The organism is Arcobacter sp. F155 (assembly GCF_004116455.1).
In the GTDB taxonomy this organism is placed as follows: Bacteria; Campylobacterota; Campylobacteria; order Campylobacterales; family Arcobacteraceae; genus Halarcobacter.
Genome location: NZ_PDJU01000002.1, coordinates 58,234 through 79,943, shown reverse-complemented (window position 1 = coordinate 79,943; position 21,710 = coordinate 58,234). Strand labels below are relative to the sequence as shown.

Annotated in this window: 26 protein-coding genes; 19 read left to right on the top strand and 7 right to left on the bottom strand. The window is 31.3% G+C overall.

What is annotated here, in order from left to right:
• The first annotated feature begins 1 nt into the window (after window position 1).
• The gene (speB, locus tag CRV03_RS02915; RefSeq protein ID WP_129083654.1) at window positions 2-853 is read left to right on the top strand and encodes an agmatinase; all 852 of its coding nucleotides are present in this window, start codon (window positions 2-4) and stop codon (window positions 851-853) included.
• 13 nt (window positions 854-866) lie between these two features.
• Here speB and CRV03_RS02910 read toward each other — a convergent pair whose 3' ends face one another.
• Genes CRV03_RS02910 through CRV03_RS02900 form a run of 3 tightly spaced genes read right to left on the bottom strand, consistent with a single transcriptional unit; the run spans window position 867 to window position 3,363 of the window.
• On the bottom strand, window positions 867-1,553 hold the full coding sequence (locus CRV03_RS02910) for an SOS response-associated peptidase (protein WP_129083653.1): 687 nt from the start codon (window positions 1,551-1,553) through the stop codon (window positions 867-869).
• 44 nt (window positions 1,554-1,597) lie between these two features.
• Window positions 1,598-2,521 (bottom strand): methylenetetrahydrofolate reductase, encoded by a 924-nt coding sequence (locus tag CRV03_RS02905; RefSeq protein ID WP_129083652.1) that lies wholly within the window; start codon window positions 2,519-2,521, stop codon window positions 1,598-1,600.
• Window positions 2,522-2,571: 50 nt separating this feature from the next.
• On the bottom strand, window positions 2,572-3,363 hold the full coding sequence (locus tag CRV03_RS02900; protein WP_129083651.1) for an energy transducer TonB: 792 nt from the start codon (window positions 3,361-3,363) through the stop codon (window positions 2,572-2,574).
• 61 nt (window positions 3,364-3,424) lie between these two features.
• Here CRV03_RS02900 and hemL point away from each other — a divergent pair, with 61 nt between their 5' ends.
• From hemL to CRV03_RS02880, 4 genes are read left to right on the top strand one after another with little or no spacing between them, the layout of a single operon-like run.
• On the top strand, window positions 3,425-4,708 hold the full coding sequence (hemL, locus tag CRV03_RS02895) for a glutamate-1-semialdehyde 2,1-aminomutase (RefSeq protein WP_129083650.1): 1,284 nt from the start codon (window positions 3,425-3,427) through the stop codon (window positions 4,706-4,708).
• 14 nt (window positions 4,709-4,722) lie between these two features.
• Complete coding sequence (locus tag CRV03_RS02890; protein WP_129083649.1) at window positions 4,723-5,037, top strand: pyrimidine/purine nucleoside phosphorylase; 315 nt, start codon at window positions 4,723-4,725, stop codon at window positions 5,035-5,037.
• Window positions 5,038-5,045: 8 nt separating this feature from the next.
• A complete protein-coding gene (locus CRV03_RS02885) occupies window positions 5,046-5,357 on the top strand; it encodes an AtpZ/AtpI family protein (RefSeq protein ID WP_129083648.1) in 312 nt (103 codons plus the stop codon).
• Window positions 5,347-5,913 carry a hypothetical protein gene (locus CRV03_RS02880; RefSeq protein WP_129083647.1) on the top strand — a complete coding sequence of 189 codons (567 nt, stop codon included), beginning with the start codon at window positions 5,347-5,349 and terminating at the stop codon, window positions 5,911-5,913. The genes CRV03_RS02885 and CRV03_RS02880 overlap by 11 nt, the downstream gene beginning before the upstream one ends.
• A 14-nt stretch (window positions 5,914-5,927) precedes the next feature.
• Here CRV03_RS02880 and CRV03_RS02875 read toward each other — a convergent pair whose 3' ends face one another.
• Both CRV03_RS02875 and rpoD read right to left on the bottom strand, forming a co-directional pair.
• Window positions 5,928-6,614 carry a hypothetical protein gene (locus tag CRV03_RS02875; RefSeq protein ID WP_129083646.1) on the bottom strand — a complete coding sequence of 229 codons (687 nt, stop codon included), beginning with the start codon at window positions 6,612-6,614 and terminating at the stop codon, window positions 5,928-5,930.
• Window positions 6,615-6,618: 4 nt separating this feature from the next.
• Window positions 6,619-8,475 (bottom strand): RNA polymerase sigma factor RpoD, encoded by a 1,857-nt coding sequence (gene rpoD / locus CRV03_RS02870; RefSeq protein ID WP_129083645.1) that lies wholly within the window; start codon window positions 8,473-8,475, stop codon window positions 6,619-6,621.
• Window positions 8,476-8,656: 181 nt separating this feature from the next.
• On the opposite strand from rpoD, the gene CRV03_RS02865 reads away from it, so the two are divergent.
• Genes CRV03_RS02865 through CRV03_RS02855 form a run of 3 tightly spaced genes read left to right on the top strand, consistent with a single transcriptional unit; the run spans window position 8,657 to window position 11,166 of the window.
• Complete coding sequence (locus CRV03_RS02865; RefSeq protein WP_129083644.1) at window positions 8,657-9,157, top strand: 3-isopropylmalate dehydratase small subunit; 501 nt, start codon at window positions 8,657-8,659, stop codon at window positions 9,155-9,157.
• On the top strand, window positions 9,157-10,221 hold the full coding sequence (leuB, locus tag CRV03_RS02860) for a 3-isopropylmalate dehydrogenase (protein ID WP_129083643.1): 1,065 nt from the start codon (window positions 9,157-9,159) through the stop codon (window positions 10,219-10,221). The genes CRV03_RS02865 and leuB overlap by 1 nt, the downstream gene beginning before the upstream one ends.
• Window positions 10,222-10,239: 18 nt before the next feature.
• Window positions 10,240-11,166 (top strand): DHHA1 domain-containing protein, encoded by a 927-nt coding sequence (locus tag CRV03_RS02855; RefSeq protein ID WP_258238990.1) that lies wholly within the window; start codon window positions 10,240-10,242, stop codon window positions 11,164-11,166.
• Window positions 11,167-11,200: 34 nt separating this feature from the next.
• Here CRV03_RS02855 and CRV03_RS02850 read toward each other — a convergent pair whose 3' ends face one another.
• Together CRV03_RS02850 and CRV03_RS02845 are read right to left on the bottom strand one after the other, a co-directional pair.
• Complete coding sequence (locus CRV03_RS02850) at window positions 11,201-13,252, bottom strand: BCCT family transporter (RefSeq protein WP_129083641.1); 2,052 nt, start codon at window positions 13,250-13,252, stop codon at window positions 11,201-11,203.
• A 42-nt stretch (window positions 13,253-13,294) separates the two neighbouring features.
• Window positions 13,295-13,657 (bottom strand): HIT family protein, encoded by a 363-nt coding sequence (locus CRV03_RS02845; RefSeq protein WP_129083640.1) that lies wholly within the window; start codon window positions 13,655-13,657, stop codon window positions 13,295-13,297.
• Window positions 13,658-13,999: 342 nt separating this feature from the next.
• Between CRV03_RS02845 and rpmJ the strand changes: the two genes are divergently transcribed.
• The 11 genes from rpmJ (at window position 14,000) to CRV03_RS02790 (ending at window position 21,709) form a co-directional block, all read left to right on the top strand.
• A complete protein-coding gene (gene rpmJ, locus CRV03_RS02840) occupies window positions 14,000-14,113 on the top strand; it encodes a 50S ribosomal protein L36 (RefSeq protein ID WP_114838802.1) in 114 nt (37 codons plus the stop codon).
• A 3-nt stretch (window positions 14,114-14,116) separates the two neighbouring features.
• Entirely contained in the window at window positions 14,117-14,479 is a 363-nt protein-coding gene (gene rpsM / locus CRV03_RS02835) for a 30S ribosomal protein S13 (protein ID WP_129007294.1), read from the top strand.
• A gap of 12 nt (window positions 14,480-14,491) precedes the next feature.
• Complete coding sequence (gene rpsK / locus CRV03_RS02830; protein ID WP_129007295.1) at window positions 14,492-14,884, top strand: 30S ribosomal protein S11; 393 nt, start codon at window positions 14,492-14,494, stop codon at window positions 14,882-14,884.
• An 11-nt stretch (window positions 14,885-14,895) separates the two neighbouring features.
• Window positions 14,896-15,522, top strand: a complete 627-nt coding sequence (rpsD, locus tag CRV03_RS02825; protein ID WP_129083639.1) for a 30S ribosomal protein S4 — start codon at window positions 14,896-14,898, stop codon at window positions 15,520-15,522.
• A gap of 15 nt (window positions 15,523-15,537) precedes the next feature.
• Window positions 15,538-16,536, top strand: coding sequence for a DNA-directed RNA polymerase subunit alpha (locus CRV03_RS02820; protein WP_129007297.1), 999 nt, complete (start codon window positions 15,538-15,540; stop codon window positions 16,534-16,536).
• 14 nt (window positions 16,537-16,550) lie between these two features.
• A complete protein-coding gene (gene rplQ, locus CRV03_RS02815) occupies window positions 16,551-16,901 on the top strand; it encodes a 50S ribosomal protein L17 (RefSeq protein ID WP_129083638.1) in 351 nt (116 codons plus the stop codon).
• A gap of 174 nt (window positions 16,902-17,075) precedes the next feature.
• Window positions 17,076-18,437, top strand: coding sequence for an Asp-tRNA(Asn)/Glu-tRNA(Gln) amidotransferase subunit GatA (gene gatA / locus CRV03_RS02810; protein ID WP_164968604.1), 1,362 nt, complete (start codon window positions 17,076-17,078; stop codon window positions 18,435-18,437).
• 21 nt (window positions 18,438-18,458) lie between these two features.
• On the top strand, window positions 18,459-19,904 hold the full coding sequence (gene guaB / locus CRV03_RS02805) for an IMP dehydrogenase (RefSeq protein ID WP_129083637.1): 1,446 nt from the start codon (window positions 18,459-18,461) through the stop codon (window positions 19,902-19,904).
• A gap of 199 nt (window positions 19,905-20,103) precedes the next feature.
• Window positions 20,104-20,685 carry a hypothetical protein gene (locus tag CRV03_RS02800; RefSeq protein WP_129083636.1) on the top strand — a complete coding sequence of 194 codons (582 nt, stop codon included), beginning with the start codon at window positions 20,104-20,106 and terminating at the stop codon, window positions 20,683-20,685.
• A gap of 57 nt (window positions 20,686-20,742) precedes the next feature.
• Complete coding sequence (locus tag CRV03_RS02795) at window positions 20,743-21,090, top strand: rhodanese-like domain-containing protein (protein WP_129083635.1); 348 nt, start codon at window positions 20,743-20,745, stop codon at window positions 21,088-21,090.
• A gap of 10 nt (window positions 21,091-21,100) precedes the next feature.
• Window positions 21,101-21,709, top strand: coding sequence for a DsbA family protein (locus CRV03_RS02790; protein ID WP_258238989.1), 609 nt, complete (start codon window positions 21,101-21,103; stop codon window positions 21,707-21,709).
• Window position 21,710 lies beyond the last annotated feature (1 nt).

Sequence of the window (21,710 nt, the reverse complement as noted above, 5' to 3'; positions counted from 1 at the left end):
AATGGAAGCACAAAGCTCTACTTTTATAGGATTTGAAGACTCTTTTGAAGAGTCAAAGGCAGTTTTATTTGGAGTTCCCTTTGATGGAACAACATCTTTTAAACCAGGAACAAGATTTGCACCAAGTGCAATGAGAGAAGACTCTTGGGGACTAGAAAGTTATAGTCCATATTTAGACAAAGATTTAGAAGATTTAAAACTTTTTGATTATGGAAATTTAGAAGTTCCTTTTGGAGATAAAAAAACTGCTCTTAGAATGATTCAAGAGAAGACTCAAGAAATCATAGATGCTGACAAGATTCCAGTTATGATTGGTGGAGAACATTTAGTATCTCTTGGACCTGTAAAAGCATTATCTAAAAAGTATGAAGATTTACATATTATTCATTTTGATGCTCACACAGATTTAAGAAATGATTATTTAGGTGAAGCTTTAAGTCATGCAACTGTTCTTAGAAGAATTTATGACCAAGTTGGAGGTGGTAGATTAAATCAGTTCTGTATTAGAAGTGGTTTAAAAGAAGAGTTTGAGTGGGCAAAAGAGCACTCTCACTTAGAAAAGTTTACTTATAATACTTTAGAAGAAAGAGTTGAACTTTTAGTTAATAAACCAGTTTATATAACAATTGATTTAGATGTACTTGATCCTTCAGTATTTCCTGGAACTGGAACACCAGAACCAGGTGGAATTGATTTTCATGATATGATGAAAATTATTTCTATTCTTTCAAGACTTGAAAATGTAGTAGGGCTTGATGTAGTAGAACTTAGTCCTAAGTTTGATGCAAGTGGTGTTTCAACTGCAGTTGCATGTAAGACTTTAAGAGAGTTAGTCCTTGCAACTATAAAATAAGTTTTAAAAGAATCTAAAAAAGAGAAAGTTGACCAAGTTTATCTTGTTCAACTTTTTTTATGCATGAACTTTCATCAAATAAAACTTTGTTTACATTTGAAGAAACTTCATACAGTTCTAGTTTTTCATTAGGGTAGATATTAAATAAAGAGTTTATCTCTTTTAAGTTTTGACTATAAAGCCATCCTTGAAAATCTTTCATCTCTAATACTACTGGCATACGGTGGTGAATTTTTCCTAACTTCTCATTTGCATCACAAGTAATTAATGCAACAGTTACTATTTTCATATTTAACTCAATATCAAAATATTCATCCCAAATACCTGCAAGGGCTAAATAGTCATTTTTTATATCTTTTACAAAGTACGGAGTTTTCTCTTTATCTTCTACTTTCCACTCATAAAAACCATTTATAGGAATAATACATCTTCTAAATCTAAATGAATCCCTAAATGTTTGCTTTTCAAAGATAGATTCACTTCTTGCATTTATATTCATTCCTTTTTTATCTTTTGCCCAAGAAGGCAAATATCCAAAGTGGGTATATAAATAGTTTCCATTGTTTAAAAGTGCAGGGATTGGAAGGGTTGGAGGAAGGTTATATCTTGGATTCAAGGTTTGAATCATATCATTTTTTATAAGAAGCTTTGCATCTTCTTTAAAAGATATATCATCATAAATAGCTAAACGACCAGGCATGAGTTTTCTTAAGAAAGAGGTAGTAAAAAACTACCTTTTACTTTTTATTTATTATCTTTGATTATTTGTCTGATTTCTTCTAATAGTTCAACTGAAGCATCAATTTCAGCTTTTCTAATAGCTACACTTTCAATATTACAACCAACTGGAATACCTCTTTTTTTACCATATTTAAATAGGTCTTCAAAAATATCCCTTGATAGTTTTACTGAATCATGTAAAATATCACCAGACTCTTTTAAATCTTCTTCTAAATAGTTTGGAATATTGATTCCTAACCATTTCATAAAATCAAGTGTTTTAGAACTACCACAAGGAGTTAACGTAAAAATAATTGGTACAGGCTCAATATTATTTTCTTTTGCATATTTTGCATAGTCTGTTAAAAATGTTTTTGCAGCATGTACATCATAAACACACTGAGTAATAAAATACTCACACGAACTATTTTGCTTAGAAAATACTCTTAAGTGTTCATCATGTTTTTTCATATGTCTTTCTGGAATTGCAATTCCACCAAGGCAAAGATTATCATTTACCTCTTTTTTTATACCATATGCTTCTTTTAACGTGATATTTGTTTGTTGCTCATGACTTGCTGCTCCAACAAATACAGAGTGTACTTGAGTTGCCTTTGTACTTTCAAGCCAAGTTGCAAACTGCTTTGCAGTATAATTACCAACTGCTCTATAAACAATTCTTGGAGTTTTTAAATCTTGTAAATAGTTTTTTGAGTACTCACAAGGATTAATTGTTTTAATAAAAGGAAAAGGTCTTTTTTCATCTGTTCTATCTGATTCATCTTGAATATCATAAAGAACTAGACCATCAACATTTAGACTTGAAATTCTTTCAACATGTTTTTTAGCAATCTCTTTTATCTCTTCTTCTGTATGTTTTACTTTTGGCGGTGTAATTCCGTATAATAATATTCCATTCTCTTTATTTCTAATCTTATCTGTAAGCATTTAAAACCTTGATTTTAATTATATAAATTATAAATTTTTCGTATTATACATTAATACAACTTGTAGTAAACGTATATTTTTATTTTTGTAGCTGTTTTGGGTCTTGGATAATCTTTGTATGCATACTCAATTGTTTCCACTGTATTTTCATCTAAACTTGAATACCCAGAAGTATTGCTAATTCTTAAATCTGTAATATCACCATTTGGATGAAGAGTAAATTCAACTATATTCATTCCTTGTTGACCAGTACGAACTGCTATATGTGGATACCTTAAGTAGCTTTGAGTAATTCTTCCTATATCTTTTAAGTTCTTTTGTAAAAATACTTTTTGAACCTTTGTAAAAGAGTTGTACTCTTCCCCATAAAGATTGATGTAGCTTTTAGTTATATCATCAAGCATCTCTTTATCTAAAGGAACTGGTTCTGCAAGTAAAAAATTCTCTAATGACCTTTTTTCAATATCTTTTTCTCTTTGTGTTTTTTTAGGAATATCTTTAGTGAAAGTAGGTTTTGCTTCAACTTTTGGTCTTGGTATTTTTTGAACTTTCTTAGGCTTTTTTATAACCTCTCTTTTAGCAACTTCTTTTTTAGGTAGTTTTACTTCTTTATATTTTTTTGGTCTATCTTGTTTTTTAGGTTCTACTTTCTCTTGTTTTGGTTTTGTTTGCTTTTTAGGTTGTGCTTTTGGTTGTAGTTTTACAAAGTGCACAGAAGATTTATCAATTTTTTTTGAGCTTGCAGGTTTGTCAGACATCTGCTCTTTAGGTGTTTCGATTTTAGTCAAAAATAAAAAGTGAAGAGTTATTGATAAAATAAACGCTAGTATAATAAGTTTCATAACGCAATTATAGTAGAATGTTGCTTTTAATTATAAAAAATAATGATAAATAGGATACATAATGTTTGAAAAATCGATAGAAGCTTATGAAGAAGCTTGCCAAGTAATCCCTGGGGGTGTTGACTCACCAGTTAGAGCTTTTAAAAGCGTAGGGGGAACACCACCATTTATTGAAAAAGGTGAGGGTGCTTATTTAGTAGATGTAGATGGTAACAAATACTTAGACTTTGTTCAAAGTTGGGGACCACTAATATTCGGACATTGTGATGAAGAGATTGAAGAAGCAGTAATTGAAACAGTTAAAAAAGGTCTTTCTTTTGGTGCACCAACAATTTTAGAAACTGAATTAGCAAGTGAAATTGTTGAAATGTATGAGAATATTGACAAAGTAAGATTTGTAAGTTCTGGTACTGAAGCTACTATGTCTGCAATTAGATTAGCAAGAGGTGTAACTGGAAGAAATGATATTGTTAAGTTTGAGGGTTGTTACCATGGACACTCTGATTCTTTATTAGTTCAAGCAGGTTCAGGTATGGCTACATTTGGAAGCCCAAGTTCACCAGGTGTTCCAGCAGATTTAACAAAACATACACTTCTTTGTGAATATAACAACATAGAAAGCTTAAGAAAATGTTTTGAGCAATCAAGTGATATTGCTTGTATTATTATAGAGCCAATTGCAGGAAACATGGGATTAGTTCCAGCAAGTGAAGAGTTCTTAATTGAGTGTAGAGCACTTTGTGATAAACATGGGGCTTTATTAATTTTTGATGAAGTAATGACTGGATTTAGAGCTTCATTAACAGGAGCTAGTGGAATAGTTGAACCAGATGCAGATATCATTACTTTTGGTAAAGTAATTGGTGCTGGTATGCCTGTTGGTGCATTTGCAGCTTCTAAAGAAATCATGGGACATTTAAGTCCAGATGGTGCAGTTTACCAAGCAGGAACTTTAAGTGGAAACCCAGTTGCTATGGCAGCAGGACTTACAAGTTTAAGAAAATTAAAATCAATTCCAAACTTACATACAGAGTTAAATAGAAAAGCTGTTAAGTTAGTTGAAGGTTTAAAAGAAGTAGCAAGTAAAAACAATATCGGTCTTCAAGTTGATACAAGAGGTTCAATGTTTGGATTCTTCTTTGCAGATAAAATGCCAAGAAACTTTAAAGAAGTAAGTGCACTTTGTGATTTTGAAAGATTTGGTAAGTTCCACCATGAGATGATTAAAAAAGGTTTCTATTTTGCTTGTTCTCAATATGAAGCTGGATTTATCTCAACTGTAATGTCTGATTCTATGATTGATGAGTGTATTGCTGCAGCTGATGAAGTAATGCAAAACTTATAAAAAGGAAAATATAAATGTCAACTTTTAAAAATGTTGAATTAACAAAAAAAGCAAATGTATATTTTGATGGAAATGTTACAAGTAGATCATTTGTAGATGAAAATGGTGAAGATAAATCTTTAGGTATTATGATGCCTGGAGAGTATACATTTGGTACAAATCAAGCAGAGCTAATGGAAATTCTTGCTGGAGAAGTAGAAGTTAAATTAAAAGATTCTGATACATGGAATACATATACAGCTGATACTTCTTTTGATGTTCCTGCTAATTCAAGCTTTGATATTAAAGTAAAAACAATAACTGATTATTGTTGTTCATATATTAAATAGGTAAATTAATGGAAAATAATAAAAATGTTGAAGAAACACCAAAGCACCAAAATAAACTTAGAGCTTTAGATAATCTATCTTTAGGTATTTCACTTGTTGCAGCAGTTGCAATTGGTTTTGGTATCGGATATGGTCTTAAAACTTGGACAGGTTATGAATGGACTTTATGGCTAGGTATTTTTTGGGGTATAGCAGCAGCTGGACTTAATATTCAAAAAGCATACAAAAGAGCTAAAAAAGAGTATGAAGGTTTAGAAAATGACCCAAGATATGCTCACAGAGCAAAATATGGCGATAAATCAGAAGTAGATGACAAATAATAAATATATAATCAATTTTGCAAAGGTATTCTTAGTACTTGATGCAATATTAATAATCTACTCTTTAATCTTTCAAAATGCAACTTGGGCTTTAAATACTCAAGTTGCTTTTTTAGGTTCTTTATTTGTAACACTTGCTTCATTTCTAGCTTATAGAAGAAATGTAAATAATAGACTATCAACCCTTGACGAAAAAAGTGAACATCAATCTTTAGAAGATAGAGATAAAGTAGATGAAATAGATGATCCCTTTGATTTATACTCTGAGTATGAAGAAATTCCAGAAGAGGAATTAACAACAGAGAAAATTAAAGAGATAATTAAAGATGAAAAATCAAAGGTAAAAAAACACTCTATTAAAAATGCATTTACTTCAGCAGGTGGTTTTGTATCTATATATAGAATACTTGGTTATGGTTCTTTGATTTTTGGTTTTTTTGCATTAAATAACAATGGTATTTTTCTAGCAGTTCCATTTTTAATTGGACTTGGTGTTGTTCCTTTAGGAACATTACTTTCAAAGCTTGTTTTTAAAAATAAGTTAGAAGAAGAGTAAAAAGTTTCTTGACCTTACTTTATGATTAAAGGAAGGTCAATAGAAACTTTATCTTGTAGTTTTGTAACTATAAATGAGGCTTGTTCGTCTTCATAGTTAAATGAGTCTAAGTCTATATTGTTACTAGAACTTATCTCAACACTTATAATTGAGTATTTCTTTCCATCAATTTTAATATATTCACCAATCTTTAAAATCACAGATGTAGTTACTATTTCACTTTCATCAAATGCATCATATATAAGATTAAGTGTTTTAATAAACTCTTTTGCATTGATTTTAAACTCTGGAATAGAAGGGTCATAGTTTTTGATAAACTTACTAGCAGATTTTATTTTTTTACTTGAAATAGCTAAATCTACAAGTGTAAATATATTTGTGATATTAGTATTTTTTGTACTTAATTGAGAGTCTTTTTTCACCATAGCACTTTTATAAAGTTTCATATGGATTTCATCTTCATTGTCATACTTAACAGTAATAGCATAAAAAGTGTAGTTTTCTATACTTAAATCTATATATGTAGTTTCTACACCAAAAGTCTTAGGTGCATATTTTAAAGTTAAATCAAAAAGCTCTTTTTGTTTAATTCTATTAAACAAAAATTGAGCTTCATGATTAGAAAACAGAAGTTTTCCACTTGAGGAAAAGGAAATAACCGGATTTAAATCTAGTTCAACCCATTCTTCAAAAAAATTCATTTTATTAGCTTTCTACGTAGTTTTTAAGGTTTTTACCTACTTTTGGATGCTTAAGCTTTTTAATAGCACTTGATTCAATTTGTCTAACTCTTTCTCTTGTTACAGAAAGTTCTTTTCCAATCTCTTCTAGTGTTCTATCACTCGCATCTTCCATAAGTCCAAATCTCATTCTAACAACTGCTTGTTCTCTTTCATTCAGTTGTGCTAATATTTGATCAATTTGACCTTGTAAGTCATCTTTCATAATATTATCAATTGGAGTTGGAGCTTTTTCATCAGGTACGAAGTCCCCAAATTTACCATCATCATCAGATCCAATAGGAGCTTCAAGTGATACAGGTTCTTTAGTGATTTTAATTACTTGTTTTACTTTATCAACAGGTAACCCAACTTCTTTTGAGATTTCCTCTACATCTGGCTCTTTACCATTTTCTTGAATACCTTTTCTGATGATTTTATTAATTCTATTAATAGTTTCAATCATGTGAATTGGAATTCTAATAGTTCTAGCTTGGTCAGCAATTGCTCTTGAAATTGCTTGTCTAATCCACCAAGTTGCATAAGTAGAGAATTTATAACCTTTTTTATACTCAAACTTATCAACGGCTTTCATAAGACCAATATTTCCTTCTTGGATTAAGTCTAAGAAAGGTAAACCTCTGTTTGTATATCTTTTTGCAATAGATACAACAAGTCTAAGGTTTGATTTCGCCATTCTAGTTTTAGCTTGGTCAGTAATCTTCTTACCTCTTTTGATTTGCTCTAATACATCCACAAGTTCTTCCGGCTCTAAATCAAATCCACCTTTAGAAGCTTCTGCTGTTTGGAACAGTTTTTTGATTTCCATATAAGTAGAAACCATAGTTGCTTCAGGAACCATAGAAGTAATTTGTGCTTTTGATAAGTTAATAATATTATCTAAAATCTTTTGGTGGTTTTTTAATAAAATATCATTAAATAGAGGCAATTTATACTCTAGTTTTTTTAATTCTGTTTCAAAACCAGTATCTGATTTAAGTGCTGTTTCCATTGCTTTTACAATCTCAGAAATAAGCTTAGAAGTAGGTCCTAAATCAGTAAGAGCATCTTTTACAACTCTCTTTTTAAATGCAGCAGCAAGATTAAATTGCATTTGATCTTGTTCTGTATCTGATTTTGCTTCTTCTTTAGTTTGGAATTTAAGCCAATCTTTTTTTGCTTTTTCTAAAACTTTAAATGCTGCAATAATAGTTTCAGCTCTTTTATCAAGTTTTTTAGTTTTTTTAGAAGATTTTTCATCTTCTGTTTCTTCTTCAGCCTCTTCAACTTCTTCAGTTTCAGAAGAGTCATCAGAGTCTTCATCATCAAAGTTTCTGAATAATTCTTTTACTTTTCTTTCTCTGTTTACTAAAGGTTCTTTATATTCTAAGATGAAATCAATTAAGTAAGGAACATAACAGATTGCATCAAGAATGATATCTTCACCCATTTCAATTTTTTTAGAAATTTCAATTTCTTCTTCTTTTGTAAGAAGTGGAATTTGACCCATTTCTCTTAAATACATTCTAACCGGTGAATCTGATCTTGACCACTCTAAAAGCTCTTTGTTTTTAAGTAGGTCGAAAACATCTTCATCGTTTTCTTTCATTTTGTTTCTTAGGTCTTCTTTCTTTTTTGCCTCTTCAGCATTCATTCTTTTTGCTTGTTCTTGTGAACTAATAAGTGTTACGTTATATAGTTGTGTGAAAGCTAAAAGTTTTTTAACGTTTGCAGCTGAAGGAGCTTTTGGAAAGATTTTAATAAGTTTCTCATACGTTAGAACAGATTCTTTGTATTCTTTTACCGTCTGTTCAATCTCTTTATTTAAATCTTTTGCGCTCATAAATGGAAATTCCTCATTTGTTTTAAAGATAAGGTATATATTATACCGAAACTATTTGAAATTACCTTTAATTTTATTTACTTAATCTATTATTTTTTAATTTTTAGATAAAATAACGGACTTTATAAAAATATCCAAGAAGTTTTGAGATAAAAATTTATGGTAAGTAAGGAAGTTTAAAATGAGTAAAATAACGGGAAAAGTTTGGAATTTTGGGGCAAATATTGATACAGATGTTATCATTGCTGCTAGATATTTAAATAGCTCTGATCCAGAACATTTAGCTAAGTATGTAATGGAAGATGCAGATCCTGATTTTCCAAAGAAATTACAAAAAGGTGATATTATTGTTGCTGGAGAAAACTTTGGTTGTGGTTCTTCAAGAGAGCATGCACCAATCGCTTTAAAAGCTGCTGGAGTTGCAGCAGTTGTTGCTCCATCATTTGCAAGAATCTTTTATAGAAATGCATTTAATATGGGATTACCAATTTTTGAACTACCTGAATCATTAGAGATCAAAGAGGGTGAAGAAATTTCAATTGATTTAGATGCAGGTGAAATTACAAATAATACTACAAATAAAACATATAAATTTATACCAATCCCAGAGTTTATGCAAGAGCTAATCTCTACTGGTGGTTTAATTAATTTTGCAAAAGCTGAAATGGGAGTTGAAAAATAATGAAAAAATATAATATTTCAATTATTAAAGGTGACGGTATTGGTCCAGAGATTGTTGATGAAGCAATTAAAGTTTTAGATGCAGTTTCTTATTCTTGTGGGTTCTCTTTAGAGTACAAAGAATATTTAATGGGTGGTATTGCTATTGATGTTACAGGTGATCCATTACCAGCTGAGACTGTTACTGGAGTATTAAACTCAGATGCTTGTTTATTTGGAGCGATTGGTGGAGAGAAATGGGATACTTTACCAAGGGATAAAAGACCAGAAACTGGACTTTTAAAATTCAGAGAAGCAATGGAAGTTTATGCAAACTTAAGACCAGCTATTATTTATGATGAGTTAGTAAATGCTTCAACACTTAAGCCTGAGGTTATTGAAGGTGTTGACATTATGATTGTAAGAGAGCTTATTGGTGGAATCTATTTTGGTCAACCAAGAGAAAATGATGGTTTCAAAGCATTTAATACTATGGTTTATACTAAACCAGAAATTGAAAGAATTGGTAAACAAGCATTTGAATTAGCAATGAAAAGAGATAAAAGAGTTTGTTCTGTTGATAAAGCTAATGTTCTTGAAGTTTCTCAATTATGGAGAGACACTATGGAAGAGATTGCAAAAGATTATCCAGAAGTTGAATTATCTCATATGTATGTTGACAATGCTGCAATGCAACTTGTAAGAAATCCAAGACAATTTGATGTTATCGTAACTGGAAATATCTTTGGTGATATCTTATCTGATACTGCTTCTATGGTTGTTGGTTCTATTGGATTATTACCATCAGCTTCAACTGGAGACAAAACAGCAATCTATGAACCAATTCATGGTTCAGCTCCTGATATTGCAGGACAAGGAATTGCAAACCCAATTGCAACAATTGAGAGTGCTGGAATGATGTTAAGATACTCTTTAGGAGAAATTGAAGCAGCAGACAAAATTGATGCAGCAATTAAAAAAGCATTAAAAGATGGTTATAGAACTGGTGATTTAGCTGCTTATGATGCTAAAGAAGTTGTTTCTACTGCAGAAATGGGTGATGTTATTGCAAATAATATAAAATAAATTTAGGAGTTTATGGTTATGTCTAAAAAGTATAGATTAGTTACAAGAAGTGATATGGATGGTTTAGTGTGTGGAACACTAATGAAATACCTAGGTATTATTGATGAAATAACTTTTGTTCACCCAAAAGATATGCAAGATGGAAAAATTGAAATAACGCAAAACGATATTACAACTAACTTGCCATATGTAGATGGTGTATATCTAGCTTTTGATCATCACTTTTCAGAAACACTAAGAAATGAAAAAAGAGATAACCATATAATTGAAGCAGATGCACCAAGTGCTGCTGAAGTTGTATACCAATACTATGGAGGAGATGAAAAGTTTCCTTCAAGTTTTAGACCTATGATGGATGCAGCAAACAAAGCAGACAGTGCAGCTTTCACAAAAGAAGACATACTAAATCCTCAAGGATGGGAGTTATTAAGTTTCTTAATGGACTCAAGAACTGGACTTGGAAGATTTAGAGAGTTTACTGTTTCAAATTATCAATTAATGATGGATTTAATTGACTATTGTAAAGATCATACAATTGAAGATATTTTAAAACTATCAGACGTAAAAGAGAGAGTTGATTTATACTTCAAATATGAAAAAGAGTTTGAAGAACAACTAAAAAGATGTACGACTATAAAAGGTAATCTTGCAATTATTGATTATAGAGATGAAGAGACTATTTTCCCTGGAAATAGATTTTTAGTATATGCTTTACATCCAGAAATTAATATCTCTACACATGTTGTATGGGGAAGAGAAAAACAAAATGTTGTATTCTCTCCTGGTAAATCAATTATTAATAAAACTTCAAAAACAAATGTTGGTGAACTAATGCTTAAATATGGTGGCGGTGGCCACAAAGCTGCTGGTGGTTGTCAAATTGACCATGATAAAGCAGAGCAAGTATTAGAAGAGTTAATTACTCAAATCAACGCTGACGGTTAATCTTTAACCGTTTATAAATAAATAGGATAAAATCCTATTTATTTGTTTCACTTTCATTATCTAATAAATCATCATGTTCATCCATATCCCAAGGAAGTGTCGCTGGTGTAGTATGAATAAATCTTAAATATCTTTCAAACTGAGTAATAATATCATTGATAATTGTATGTTCTTCATAGCCATATAAATCATAATGTAATGCTCCTCTTTTTAAGAAGGCTTCTGCATTATAATAGTACTTTTGTTTTTTATTTGCATCTTCTAGGTGTGCAAAATCAGGCATCTCATACTCTCTTAGCCTTACTTCATATGTAAACTTAATATTTTCATCTTTATAGATAGAAATAATAGCTCTAACATACTCTTCGTCATACTCAATATCACAATCCCATTCAGATTCATTAAGTTCTTTTTTTATTTTGTTCATACTATTTAGAACATCTTTTTTTATAAAGTTCTCAACAACATTTTTCTTAGGAAAGTTAATTAGCTCTTGTAATCTTCCTTTCCAGAAATCTTCATTATCAATACTTGGGTGTTGAAAATTCATATTTACATTGTGTTGTAAACTATCTTCTCTATGGTTTTCAATTATAAGTGCTCTCCACATTCCAATAGCTGCTATTATCATAATAATAGCAAAGGGTAGGGCACTAACAATAGATGCTGTTTGTAAAGCTCCTAATCCACCTGCAACTAAAAGTACAGATGCCACAAGACCTTCTAAGATTACCCAAAATGATCTTTGCCAAACAGGAGTATGAATAACACCACCTGAAGCTAAAGAGTCAATTACAAGTGAACCTGAGTCAGAAGAGGTTACAAAGAAAGTGATAATTAAAAATACAGCTATAAATGATAAAACATCAGTCAAAGGTAATCTTTCAAAAAGTTTGAAAAGTGCAATTGCTTTGTCATTTTGAACTTCTGTAATAAGTGAATCATAACCTTGAATCATAACCATATGTAAAGCTGTATCACCAAACACAGAGAACCAAAGGAAAGTAAAGACTGTTGGTACAAGCATAACACCTACTACAAACTGTCTTATTGTTCTACCTTTACTAATCTTTGCAATAAATAGACCTACAAAAGGTGCCCAAGCAATTGTCCAACCAAAAATAAATAGTGTCCAGTTTCCAATCCAATCATTTGAAACATAAGCTTGCAGACTAAAAGTTCTTTCAACAATATTACTTAAATAGCTTCCCGTATTTTCTAAGAAAGTATTTAATATAAATATCGTAGGACCTACAACAAATACAAAAGTCATTAATGCAATAGCTAAGTAGATATTTAACAATGACAATCTTTTTACACCCTTATCCATACCTGCTAAAACAGAAAAAAGTGCTAGTCCTGTAATTACAACAATAGTAATAATTTGAGTAGTAATACTCACTTCTATACTTGGCCACAAGTAGTTTAATCCTGCATTTATTTGTGATACAGATAAACCTAAAGTTGTAGCAATACCAAATAGTGTTCCTAAGATTGCAAAAGTATCAACAGTATGACCTGCTGGACCATGAATTTTTTCACCTATTAGTGGATATAAAGTCGACCTCATTGATAGTGGTAAACCATGTCTAAATGCAAAGTAAGCAAGTGATAAACCAACTAAACCATAAATAGCCCAAATATGAAATCCCCAGTGAAAATATGCAATTTGCATAGCTTGTTTTGCTGCTTCAACTGTTTGAGCTTCTCCAGTAGGAGGTTCAGCATAGTGCAAAATAGGTTCTGCCACACCAAAGAAAAGCAAGGCTATACCGTAACCTGCTGAAAACAACATAGCAAACCATGAGGAAAAACTATATTCTGGTTCTGAATGATTAGGACCAAGTTTTATATCTCCCCAGCCCGATAAGGCAATAGATACAATAAAAATTAGAAATAATGCAACGGCTAACATATAAAACCAACCAAAGTCATTTGTTATATATGTTAATGTAGCAGAGAATACTTCTCCCATAAGTTTAGGGTCACTTATAGTTCCAACAACTAATAGAAATATAACTATTACAGCTGGAATAAAAACAGGAAGAAGAATAGTAGAATTTGATTTTTTAAATTTCTCTAACATAGATTATCCTTTCAATAGATAATCTATATTAACAAAATATAATTAAGAAGCTAATTTCGTCAAAAGAGATGATATAAATTTATCAAAAGATGGTAAGTTTAAATCTGCTTCTCTTTGCTTTTTACCCCACATAGGCTCAGGGAAAAATGAGTCCTCTTTAAATCTAGACATAACATGAAAATGTACATGTGGAACATAATTTCCAAATGAAGCAATATTTATCTTTTCTGGTTTATAGTATTCAAGCATATGTTTTTCAATAATATCAAGGCATCTAAGTATTTCCATTTTTGTTTCATTATTACAATAAGAAAACTCTTTTATATTTTCATTTGTGAAAATAATTAGCCATGGAATTTCACTTGTTTCTACTTTTATATTTATTAAGTCATTTTTATATATCATTACATCTCTTATTATTAAATTTAGATTTGTATCTTACCACAGCACTAATTAAACTACATTTAAGCAAGAATTAATTATAATCCGAATCCATTTTTCCAACCATAGAGGAATTTTTTATAAAATTTTTGTGTTTTATAAAGGGTTGGGCAGAACCAGAAAAAAGCAAATAACCCTTGTCTCAAATGAGATACAATGGTTGTTTTGTCTTGGCTAGGCCGATTTTTATTGCGATGCAATATTAAAAAATCGGGGCGAACTACGAAAAAGCAAAGCAGTTTGCTTTTTTCAATAGTAGTTCTTCCCTGTTGGAATGTGGTAATAAACACAAAAGAGGAATGACTGATGAAAGTTAGAGCTTCAGTAAAAAAAATGTGTGATAAATGTAAAGTTATCAAAAGAAAAGGTATCGTTAGAGTAATCTGCGAAAACAAAAAACATAAACAGAGACAAGGATAATCGATGGCAAGAATTGCAGGTGTTGATTTACCAAATAAAAAAAGAATGGAATATGCATTAACGTATATTTACGGAATTGGTTTACATAACTCTAGATTAATCTTAGACGCTACTGGTATCTCTTATGATAAAAGAGCACACGAACTAACAGAAGACGAAGCAGCGGCAATTAGACAAGAAATCCAAAAGAACTATATGGTTGAGGGTGATCTTAGAAAGAAAGTTGCAATGGATATTAAATCTTTAATGGACTTAGGTTCTTACAGAGGTTTAAGACATAGAAAAGGTTTACCTTGTAGAGGGCAAAAGACTAAGACTAATGCCAGAACAAGAAAAGGTAAAAAGAAAACTGTTGGTGCAGCATAAGAAGGATAACGAATGGCAAAAAGAAAAGTAACTAGAAAAAAAGTTGTAAAAAAGAATATTGCTGACGGTATCGTTCACATTGCAGCAACGTTCAATAACACTATGGTAACAGTAACTGACTCTGCTGGTAATGCAATCGCATGGTCAAGTGCAGGAAACTTAGGATTCAAAGGTTCTAAAAAATCTACTCCATTTGCAGCTCAACAAGCTGTTGAAGATGCAATGACTAAAGCTATGGAACATGGTATCAAAAATGTAGGTATTAAAATCCAAGGACCAGGTTCAGGTAGAGACACAGCAGTTAAATCTGTTGGAGCTATAGAAGGTATTTCTGTTAAGTGGTTTAAAGATGTAACACCTTTACCACACAATGGTTGTAGACCTCCTAAAAGAAGAAGAGTGTAAGGAGTATAGGTATGGCAAGATATAGAGGACCAAGAGAAAAAATTGAGAGAAGATTAGATGCAGACCTTGGATTAAAAGGTGAGAGAAGACTTAACGGTAAATCTGCATTAGAGAAAAGACCATATGCTCCAGGACAACATGGACAAAGAAGAACTAAGATTTCTGAGTATGGTTTACAATTAAGAGAAAAGCAAAAAGCTAAATACCTTTACGGTGTATCTGAAAAACAATTCAGAAAATACTTTAAAGACGCTGCAAGAAGAGATGGAAACACAGGTGCAAACCTTATTTCGTTAATCGAGCAAAGATTAGATAACGTTGTATTTAGAATGGGATTCGCTACTACTAGAGCGAGTGCAAGACAATTTACAACTCACGGACATATCCTTGTTGACGGTAAGAAAGTTGATATTCCTTCTTACGTTGTTAAACCAGGACAAAAAATTGAGATTAAAGAAAAATCTAAATCTAACCCACAAATCGTTAGAGCATTAGAATTAACTAACCAAACTGGTATGGTTGAATGGGTTGATGTAGATAAAGATAAAGTATTCGGAATTTTTACAAGAATCCCAACAAGAGAAGAAGTTGTTATTCCTGTTGAAGAAAGATTAATCGTAGAGTTATATTCTAAATAATAAATAAGGTTAGCTATGAAAAAATTTGCAGACACACCGTTTTTACCAACAGAAGTTGAGATAGAAGCTATCAGTGATAATGAGGCTAAAATATCAGCATATCCATTTGAAAGTGGTTTTGCAATTACTTTAGCACACCCTTTAAGAAGACTTCTTCTTTCTAGCTCGGTTGGATACGCTCCAATCGCAGTTAAAATCGAAGGAGCTTCGCATGAGTTTGACTCATTAAGAGGAATGCTTGAAGATATAGCTATTTTTATAATTAATCTAAAAAATATTAAGTTTAAAATCAATGGTGATGAAGATCAAGTTGTAGTTGAATACTCTTTTGATGGACCAAAAGAAATCAAAGGTGAAGACTTAGTAAACTCTGATGTAGAAGTTGTTTCTCCAGATGTTCACTTAGCAACTATCAACTCTGATTGTAACTTAACTTTCTCTGTAATTATCCAAAGAGGTATTGGTTATATGCCTTCTGAAGATATCAGAGAGATCGTAGGATCAGATTATATTCCAATTGACGCTTTCTTTACACCAGTAAAAAAAGTTGTTTACGATATTGAAAAAATGTTAGTTGAAGATAATCCTAACTTTGAAAAAGCTGTATTTAATGTACAAACAAATGGACAAATTACTCCAATTGCTGCGTTCAAAGAAGCAGTATCTGTTATGTACTCTCAAATGTCAGTATTTAACAAAGTATTTGATTTATCAGAAGTAACTGTTAGCGATGCTGGTGAAGAGCCAGTTGAGTTAAAAGATTTAATTGTAAAAATTGATGATTTAAATCTAAGTGCTAGATCATTCAACTCTTTAGATAGAGCTGGATTAAAATTCTTAGGTGAACTAGTACTTATGAGTGAAGTAGAAGTAAAAAATATTAAGAATCTTGGAAAAAAATCTTTTGATGAAATCTCAGAGAAATTAGAGTCTTTAGGTTTCCCAATTGAAAATACACTTCCAGAAAATGTTGCATCGGCTTTAAGAAGAAAGCTTGAGCAACTTAAAGCATAATTTAAGGGTTTGATATGAGACATAAGCACGGATATAGAAGATTAAACAGAACATCTTCTCATAGAAAAGCATTACTAAAAAACTTAGCAATCGCTATCATTGAGAGAGAGAAGATTGAAACAACTGTACCAAAAGCAAAAGAGTTAAGAAGATATATTGAGAGATTAGTAACTACTGCTAGAAATGCTGATTTTAACACTCACAGAGCTGTTTTCAAAGCATTACAAGATAAAGAAGCTACTAAAAAATTAATTAATGAAATTGCACCAAAATACGAAGGTAGAAATGGTGGATATACTTCAATAATTAAAACTAGAATTAGAAGAGGTGATGCTACTCAAATGGCATTCATTTCTTTTGTATAATCTACAATAGTTTTTATACACTCTTCAAAAGGCAGAAGTCATTGACTTTTGCCTTTTTTTATTTCTAAAAAATTACACTTTTTAAATATCAAAATTTCATTTACCAGATTTTAATCATTTTTTTTGTATAATGGCGCGTTATACTATATATTTGTAAAACTCTAGGAGAAACATTTGATAACTCTAAAAGAAGCACTAAAATTAAATAGTGATGAATTAAAGAAGCTTAAAGAAGATTTAGCTTCTAAAGCAAAAGAGAGTAATATTGGTGCTTACGTGGAACAGCTAACAAATACTGATATAACAGATTCAAGCAATGGTGTTCCAATTGCTATAAAAGATAATATAAACGTTAAAAATTGGGAGATTACTTGCTCAAGTAATATTCTAAAGGGATATAAATCACCATACAATGCTACTGTAATCAATAAGCTTGAAGAGGCTGGGTTATGTGCATTTGGTAGAACAAACATGGATGAGTTTGCTATGGGAAGTTCTACAGAGTCATCTTGTTATGGTAAGACTTTAAATCCTGTTGATAATACAAAAGTTCCAGGAGGAAGTTCGGGTGGTTCTGCAGCAGCTGTTGCTGGTGGAATTGCTATTGCAGCTTTAGGAACAGATACTGGTGGAAGTATTAGACAACCTGCAGCTTATTGTGGTGTTGTTGGTATGAAACCAACTTATGGAAGAGTTTCAAGATATGGTATTACTGCATACTCTTCATCTCTAGATCAATGTGGTCCAATCACTCAAAACGTAGAAGATGCTGCTATTTTATATGATATTATTTCAGGAAATGATCCAATGGATTCAACTTCTGCAAATGTAGAGTATGAACCAGTTGCTCCAAAACTAGATGGAGATAGAAAATTAACAATTGCAGTTATCGACAGTTTTGTAGAGCAAGCAAGTCCAGCTATCCAAGAAGGATATAAAAAGGCTATTAAAGCTTTTGAAGATGCAGGACATAGAATTGTTCACAAAAATATGTTAGATACAAGTAAAATCCTTTCATCTTATTATATCGTTGCTACAGCTGAAGCAAGTGCAAACCTTTCTAGATTTGATGGTGTTAGATATGGAAATAGAAAAGGTGATGGTGGATTAAAAGATATGTACACTCAAACAAAATCACAAGGTTTTGGTGAAGAAGTACAAAAAAGAATCATGCTTGGTTCTTTCGTTTTAAGTTCTGGTTATTATGATGCATATTATATTAAAGCTCAAAAAGTTAGACATCTAATTAAAGATGAATATGAAGCAATTTTCAACGATGCTGACTTAATCCTTTCTCCAGTAGCTCCAACTACTGCTCCTGAGTTTGGAAGCTTTAAAACATCACTTGAAATGTATTTAAGTGATATATATACTATTTCTGTAAACCTTGCTGGCTTACCTGCAATTTCATTACCTGTTTCAAAAGATGAAGATGGTATGCCAGTTGGATTACAGTTAATTGGAAAAGCTTATGATGAGCAAACTGTGTTTGATGGTGCTTTAGCGTTAGAAAAAGCTGTAAATTATACAAAATAGATATTCAATAGGGGTTATATTATGAGAATTAAAAAAAGAGCGTTAACATTTGAGGATGTGTTATTAGTACCAGCAAAATCTGAAGTACTACCAAAAGAAGTTTGTATCAAAACAAAATTAACAAAAAAAATTGAATTGAATATTCCTTTTGTATCTGCTGCAATGGATACAGTAACTGAATACCAAGCTGCAATTGCTATGGCTAGACTTGGTGGTATTGGAATTATTCATAAAAATATGGATATTGAGTCTCAAGTATTACAATGTAAAAAAGTTAAAAAGTCTGAGTCTGGAATGATTATTGACCCTGTAACAATTACTCCAAATCAAACTTTACAAGATGCAGAAGATATCATGGCATCTTATAAAATCTCTGGTGTTCCAGTTGTTGATGAAAATAACAAGTTATTAGGCATTTTAACAAACAGAGATATGAGATTTACAAAAGATTTTAGTGAATTAGTAATTGATAAAATGACTAATATGCCTTTAATCACTGGAAAAGAAGGTACTACATTAGAAGAAGCTGCTGATGTAATGCACCAAAATAAGATTGAAAAATTACCAATTATTGATGAAAATGGTTTCTTAAAAGGTCTTATTACAATTAAAGATATCAACAAAAAAAGAGAATATCCAAATGCAAATAAAGATGAGTTTGGAAGATTAAGAGTTGGTGCTGCAATTGGTGTAGGTCAAATGGATAGAGCAACTGCATTAGTTGAAGCTGGTGTTGATGTTTTAGTTCTTGATTCAGCTCATGGACACTCAAAAGGTATTCTAGATAGCGTTAAAGCTATTAAAGAAGCTTTAGATGTAGAAGTTATTGCTGGAAATGTTGCAACAGCTGAAGCAACTGCTGATTTAATCGCAGTTGGTGCTGACGCAGTTAAAGTAGGTATTGGACCTGGTTCTATTTGTACTACTAGAATTGTTGCTGGTGTTGGTGTTCCTCAAATTTCTGCAATTGATGAGTGTGCTGCTGAAGGTGCTAAACATGGTGTTCCTGTTATCGCTGATGGTGGTATCAAATACTCTGGTGATGTTGCAAAAGCACTTGCTGTTGGTGCATCTGCTTGTATGATGGGTTCTGCATTAGCAGGTACTGATGAATCTCCAGGTGAAGTTGTATTATTCCAAGGAAGAAAATTCAAAACTTATAGAGGAATGGGTTCTATTGGAGCTATGACTAAAGGAAGTAATGATAGATATTTCCAAGAAGGAACTGCGGCTGATAAACTTGTACCAGAAGGAATTGAAGGTAGAGTTGCTTACAGAGGAAGTGTTCAAGATATCATTCATCAAATGGTTGGTGGATTAAGAGCTTCTATGGGTTACTTAGGGTCTAAAGATATTCCTACATTCCAAGAGAAAGCTGAATTTGTAGAAATTACATCTGCTGGGCTTAAAGAGTCTCATGTTCATGATGTAACAATTACTAACGAAGCTCCTAACTATCACGTATAATATAAAAGTTTTGTAACTTTAAATATTCTACGTTCAACTGCATTTTTAGAGACAGTCACTTACTACATGTAAGCTCCTGCCTCTAAAACTTATCTGCCTTGACTCTTTAAATTCTAAAACTTTTTGAAAAAAAATTAAAAAACTAATATTGTGACATCAATTGTGACAAGTTTTTATTATAATAATGAAAAGGATTAAAATGAAAAAAAATTTGTTAATCAGTATTTTTATTATAGTGTTTTTTAGTGCTTGTTCTATTAAGCCACAAGCTTATGATTTGTCAACTAAGGCAATTTCTCCAGTACTGAATATTGATAAAAATATCCCAAGTTTTAAAATAACAAACTTCAAATATAAACCAAATATTAAGATTAGTCAGCATACTACATCGATGCTTGGATGCTTTCCTTGTAAAGCAGATGGAAGTTCTCCAGGAACTTTATATGCCGAGCCAATTAGTGAAATTATTAAGGCAGAAGTTAAAAATGCATTTAATGAAATAATGATAGGAAAAATAAATAAAACTTGTCAATTAACTGCAACAATTCATTTGGTTGGGTTTGATATCATGGATGGTGATTCTAGTGTTGATTTAACTTATTATTTATTAAAGAATAAGAACACTATTTTCAAAAGAAGAGTAAAAGGGCATTATAACGCCGAGCTATTTGATCCTTTAGCTAGAGACAGACTTTATTCAAAAGCATCAAGAAACTCAGTTGAAAAACTTGTTAATCAAAGTGATTTTTTAGAAATTATTAATACCAAATGTATGAATTAACAATCAAATAAAAAAGGTATAATCACTTTCTAAAAATCTAATTAGGAAAAATAATTTATGAATGAAACATTAATCTATTCAATTCTTGTAATAATAGCTTTCATACTTTATAAAAAATATACTCAATACAAGGTTCTAAAACTTGTACCATCTCTTTTAGAAGAGGGTGGGCAGATTATTGATGTGCGAACAAAAGGTGAGTTTACACAAGGCAATAAAGAAGGAAGTATCAATATTCCATTAGACTCTTTAAAACAAAGAATAGATGAGTTAGACAATAGTAAACCTATAATTGTTTGTTGTGCAAGTGGTAGTAGAAGTGCTTTAGCAAGACGACTTTTGATTACAAAGGGCTTTGAAAATGTACACAATGCTGGTATTTGGAAGTCTCTTTTAAAGTTTTAATAGCGAGGAAATGATGAAACTAATATATGTAATGGACCCAATGTGTGCTTGGTGTTATGCTTTTACTAAAGAGTTAGAAGAGTTTTTGCAAAAGCATCCATCTTTTGAATTAGAGTACATCATGGGAGGATTAGCTCCTGACAATGATACACCTATGGATGAAAATATGAAAAAAACTATCTCTTCATATTGGGTAGATATAGAAAAGAAAACAAAAGTAACTTTTAACCATGATTATTGGAAAGAAAATACACCTTATCGTTCTACTTATCCAGCTTGTCGAGCTGTAATTACAGCTGAAACTTTACAAGCTAAAAGCTCTGCCAAGATGGTAAAATCTATTCAATCAGCTTATTACAAAGAAGCAAAGAATCCTTCTTTAAAAGAGACTTTAGTTAAGTGTGCAAATTCAATTGGGCTAGATGAAACAAAGTTTATACAAACTTTTGACTCAAAGAAGATAGAAGAGACTTTCCAAGAGCATTTACGTACTTCATATAAGTTACAAGTAAGAGGTTTTCCTGCACTTTTTTATATAAATGAAAAAAATGAAGCGTATCCTTTAACATTTGGTTTTACTACAGCTTCAAATTTAGAAAGTCAATTTAAAAGATACTAAA

Bases quoted from the DNA above. Each gene is read 5' to 3' on its own strand.
- speB (WP_129083654.1), top strand. From the start codon at position 2: ATGGAAGCACAAAGCTCTACTTTTATAGGATTTGAAGACTCTTTTGAA.
- CRV03_RS02910 (WP_129083653.1), bottom strand. From the start codon at position 1,553: ATGCCTGGTCGTTTAGCTATTTATGATGATATATCTTTTAAAGAAGAT.
- CRV03_RS02905 (WP_129083652.1), bottom strand. From the start codon at position 2,521: ATGCTTACAGATAAGATTAGAAATAAAGAGAATGGAATATTATTATAC.
- CRV03_RS02900 (WP_129083651.1), bottom strand. From the start codon at position 3,363: ATGAAACTTATTATACTAGCGTTTATTTTATCAATAACTCTTCACTTT.
- hemL (WP_129083650.1), top strand. From the start codon at position 3,425: ATGTTTGAAAAATCGATAGAAGCTTATGAAGAAGCTTGCCAAGTAATC.
- CRV03_RS02890 (WP_129083649.1), top strand. From the start codon at position 4,723: ATGTCAACTTTTAAAAATGTTGAATTAACAAAAAAAGCAAATGTATAT.
- CRV03_RS02885 (WP_129083648.1), top strand. From the start codon at position 5,046: ATGGAAAATAATAAAAATGTTGAAGAAACACCAAAGCACCAAAATAAA.
- CRV03_RS02880 (WP_129083647.1), top strand. From the start codon at position 5,347: ATGACAAATAATAAATATATAATCAATTTTGCAAAGGTATTCTTAGTA.
- CRV03_RS02875 (WP_129083646.1), bottom strand. From the start codon at position 6,614: ATGAATTTTTTTGAAGAATGGGTTGAACTAGATTTAAATCCGGTTATT.
- rpoD (WP_129083645.1), bottom strand. From the start codon at position 8,475: ATGAGCGCAAAAGATTTAAATAAAGAGATTGAACAGACGGTAAAAGAA.
- CRV03_RS02865 (WP_129083644.1), top strand. From the start codon at position 8,657: ATGAGTAAAATAACGGGAAAAGTTTGGAATTTTGGGGCAAATATTGAT.
- leuB (WP_129083643.1), top strand. From the start codon at position 9,157: ATGAAAAAATATAATATTTCAATTATTAAAGGTGACGGTATTGGTCCA.
- CRV03_RS02855 (WP_258238990.1), top strand. From the start codon at position 10,240: ATGTCTAAAAAGTATAGATTAGTTACAAGAAGTGATATGGATGGTTTA.
- CRV03_RS02850 (WP_129083641.1), bottom strand. From the start codon at position 13,252: ATGTTAGAGAAATTTAAAAAATCAAATTCTACTATTCTTCTTCCTGTT.
- CRV03_RS02845 (WP_129083640.1), bottom strand. From the start codon at position 13,657: ATGATATATAAAAATGACTTAATAAATATAAAAGTAGAAACAAGTGAA.
- rpmJ (WP_114838802.1), top strand. From the start codon at position 14,000: ATGAAAGTTAGAGCTTCAGTAAAAAAAATGTGTGATAAATGTAAAGTT.
- rpsM (WP_129007294.1), top strand. From the start codon at position 14,117: ATGGCAAGAATTGCAGGTGTTGATTTACCAAATAAAAAAAGAATGGAA.
- rpsK (WP_129007295.1), top strand. From the start codon at position 14,492: ATGGCAAAAAGAAAAGTAACTAGAAAAAAAGTTGTAAAAAAGAATATT.
- rpsD (WP_129083639.1), top strand. From the start codon at position 14,896: ATGGCAAGATATAGAGGACCAAGAGAAAAAATTGAGAGAAGATTAGAT.
- CRV03_RS02820 (WP_129007297.1), top strand. From the start codon at position 15,538: ATGAAAAAATTTGCAGACACACCGTTTTTACCAACAGAAGTTGAGATA.
- rplQ (WP_129083638.1), top strand. From the start codon at position 16,551: ATGAGACATAAGCACGGATATAGAAGATTAAACAGAACATCTTCTCAT.
- guaB (WP_129083637.1), top strand. From the start codon at position 18,459: ATGAGAATTAAAAAAAGAGCGTTAACATTTGAGGATGTGTTATTAGTA.
- CRV03_RS02800 (WP_129083636.1), top strand. From the start codon at position 20,104: ATGAAAAAAAATTTGTTAATCAGTATTTTTATTATAGTGTTTTTTAGT.
- CRV03_RS02795 (WP_129083635.1), top strand. From the start codon at position 20,743: ATGAATGAAACATTAATCTATTCAATTCTTGTAATAATAGCTTTCATA.
- CRV03_RS02790 (WP_258238989.1), top strand. From the start codon at position 21,101: ATGATGAAACTAATATATGTAATGGACCCAATGTGTGCTTGGTGTTAT.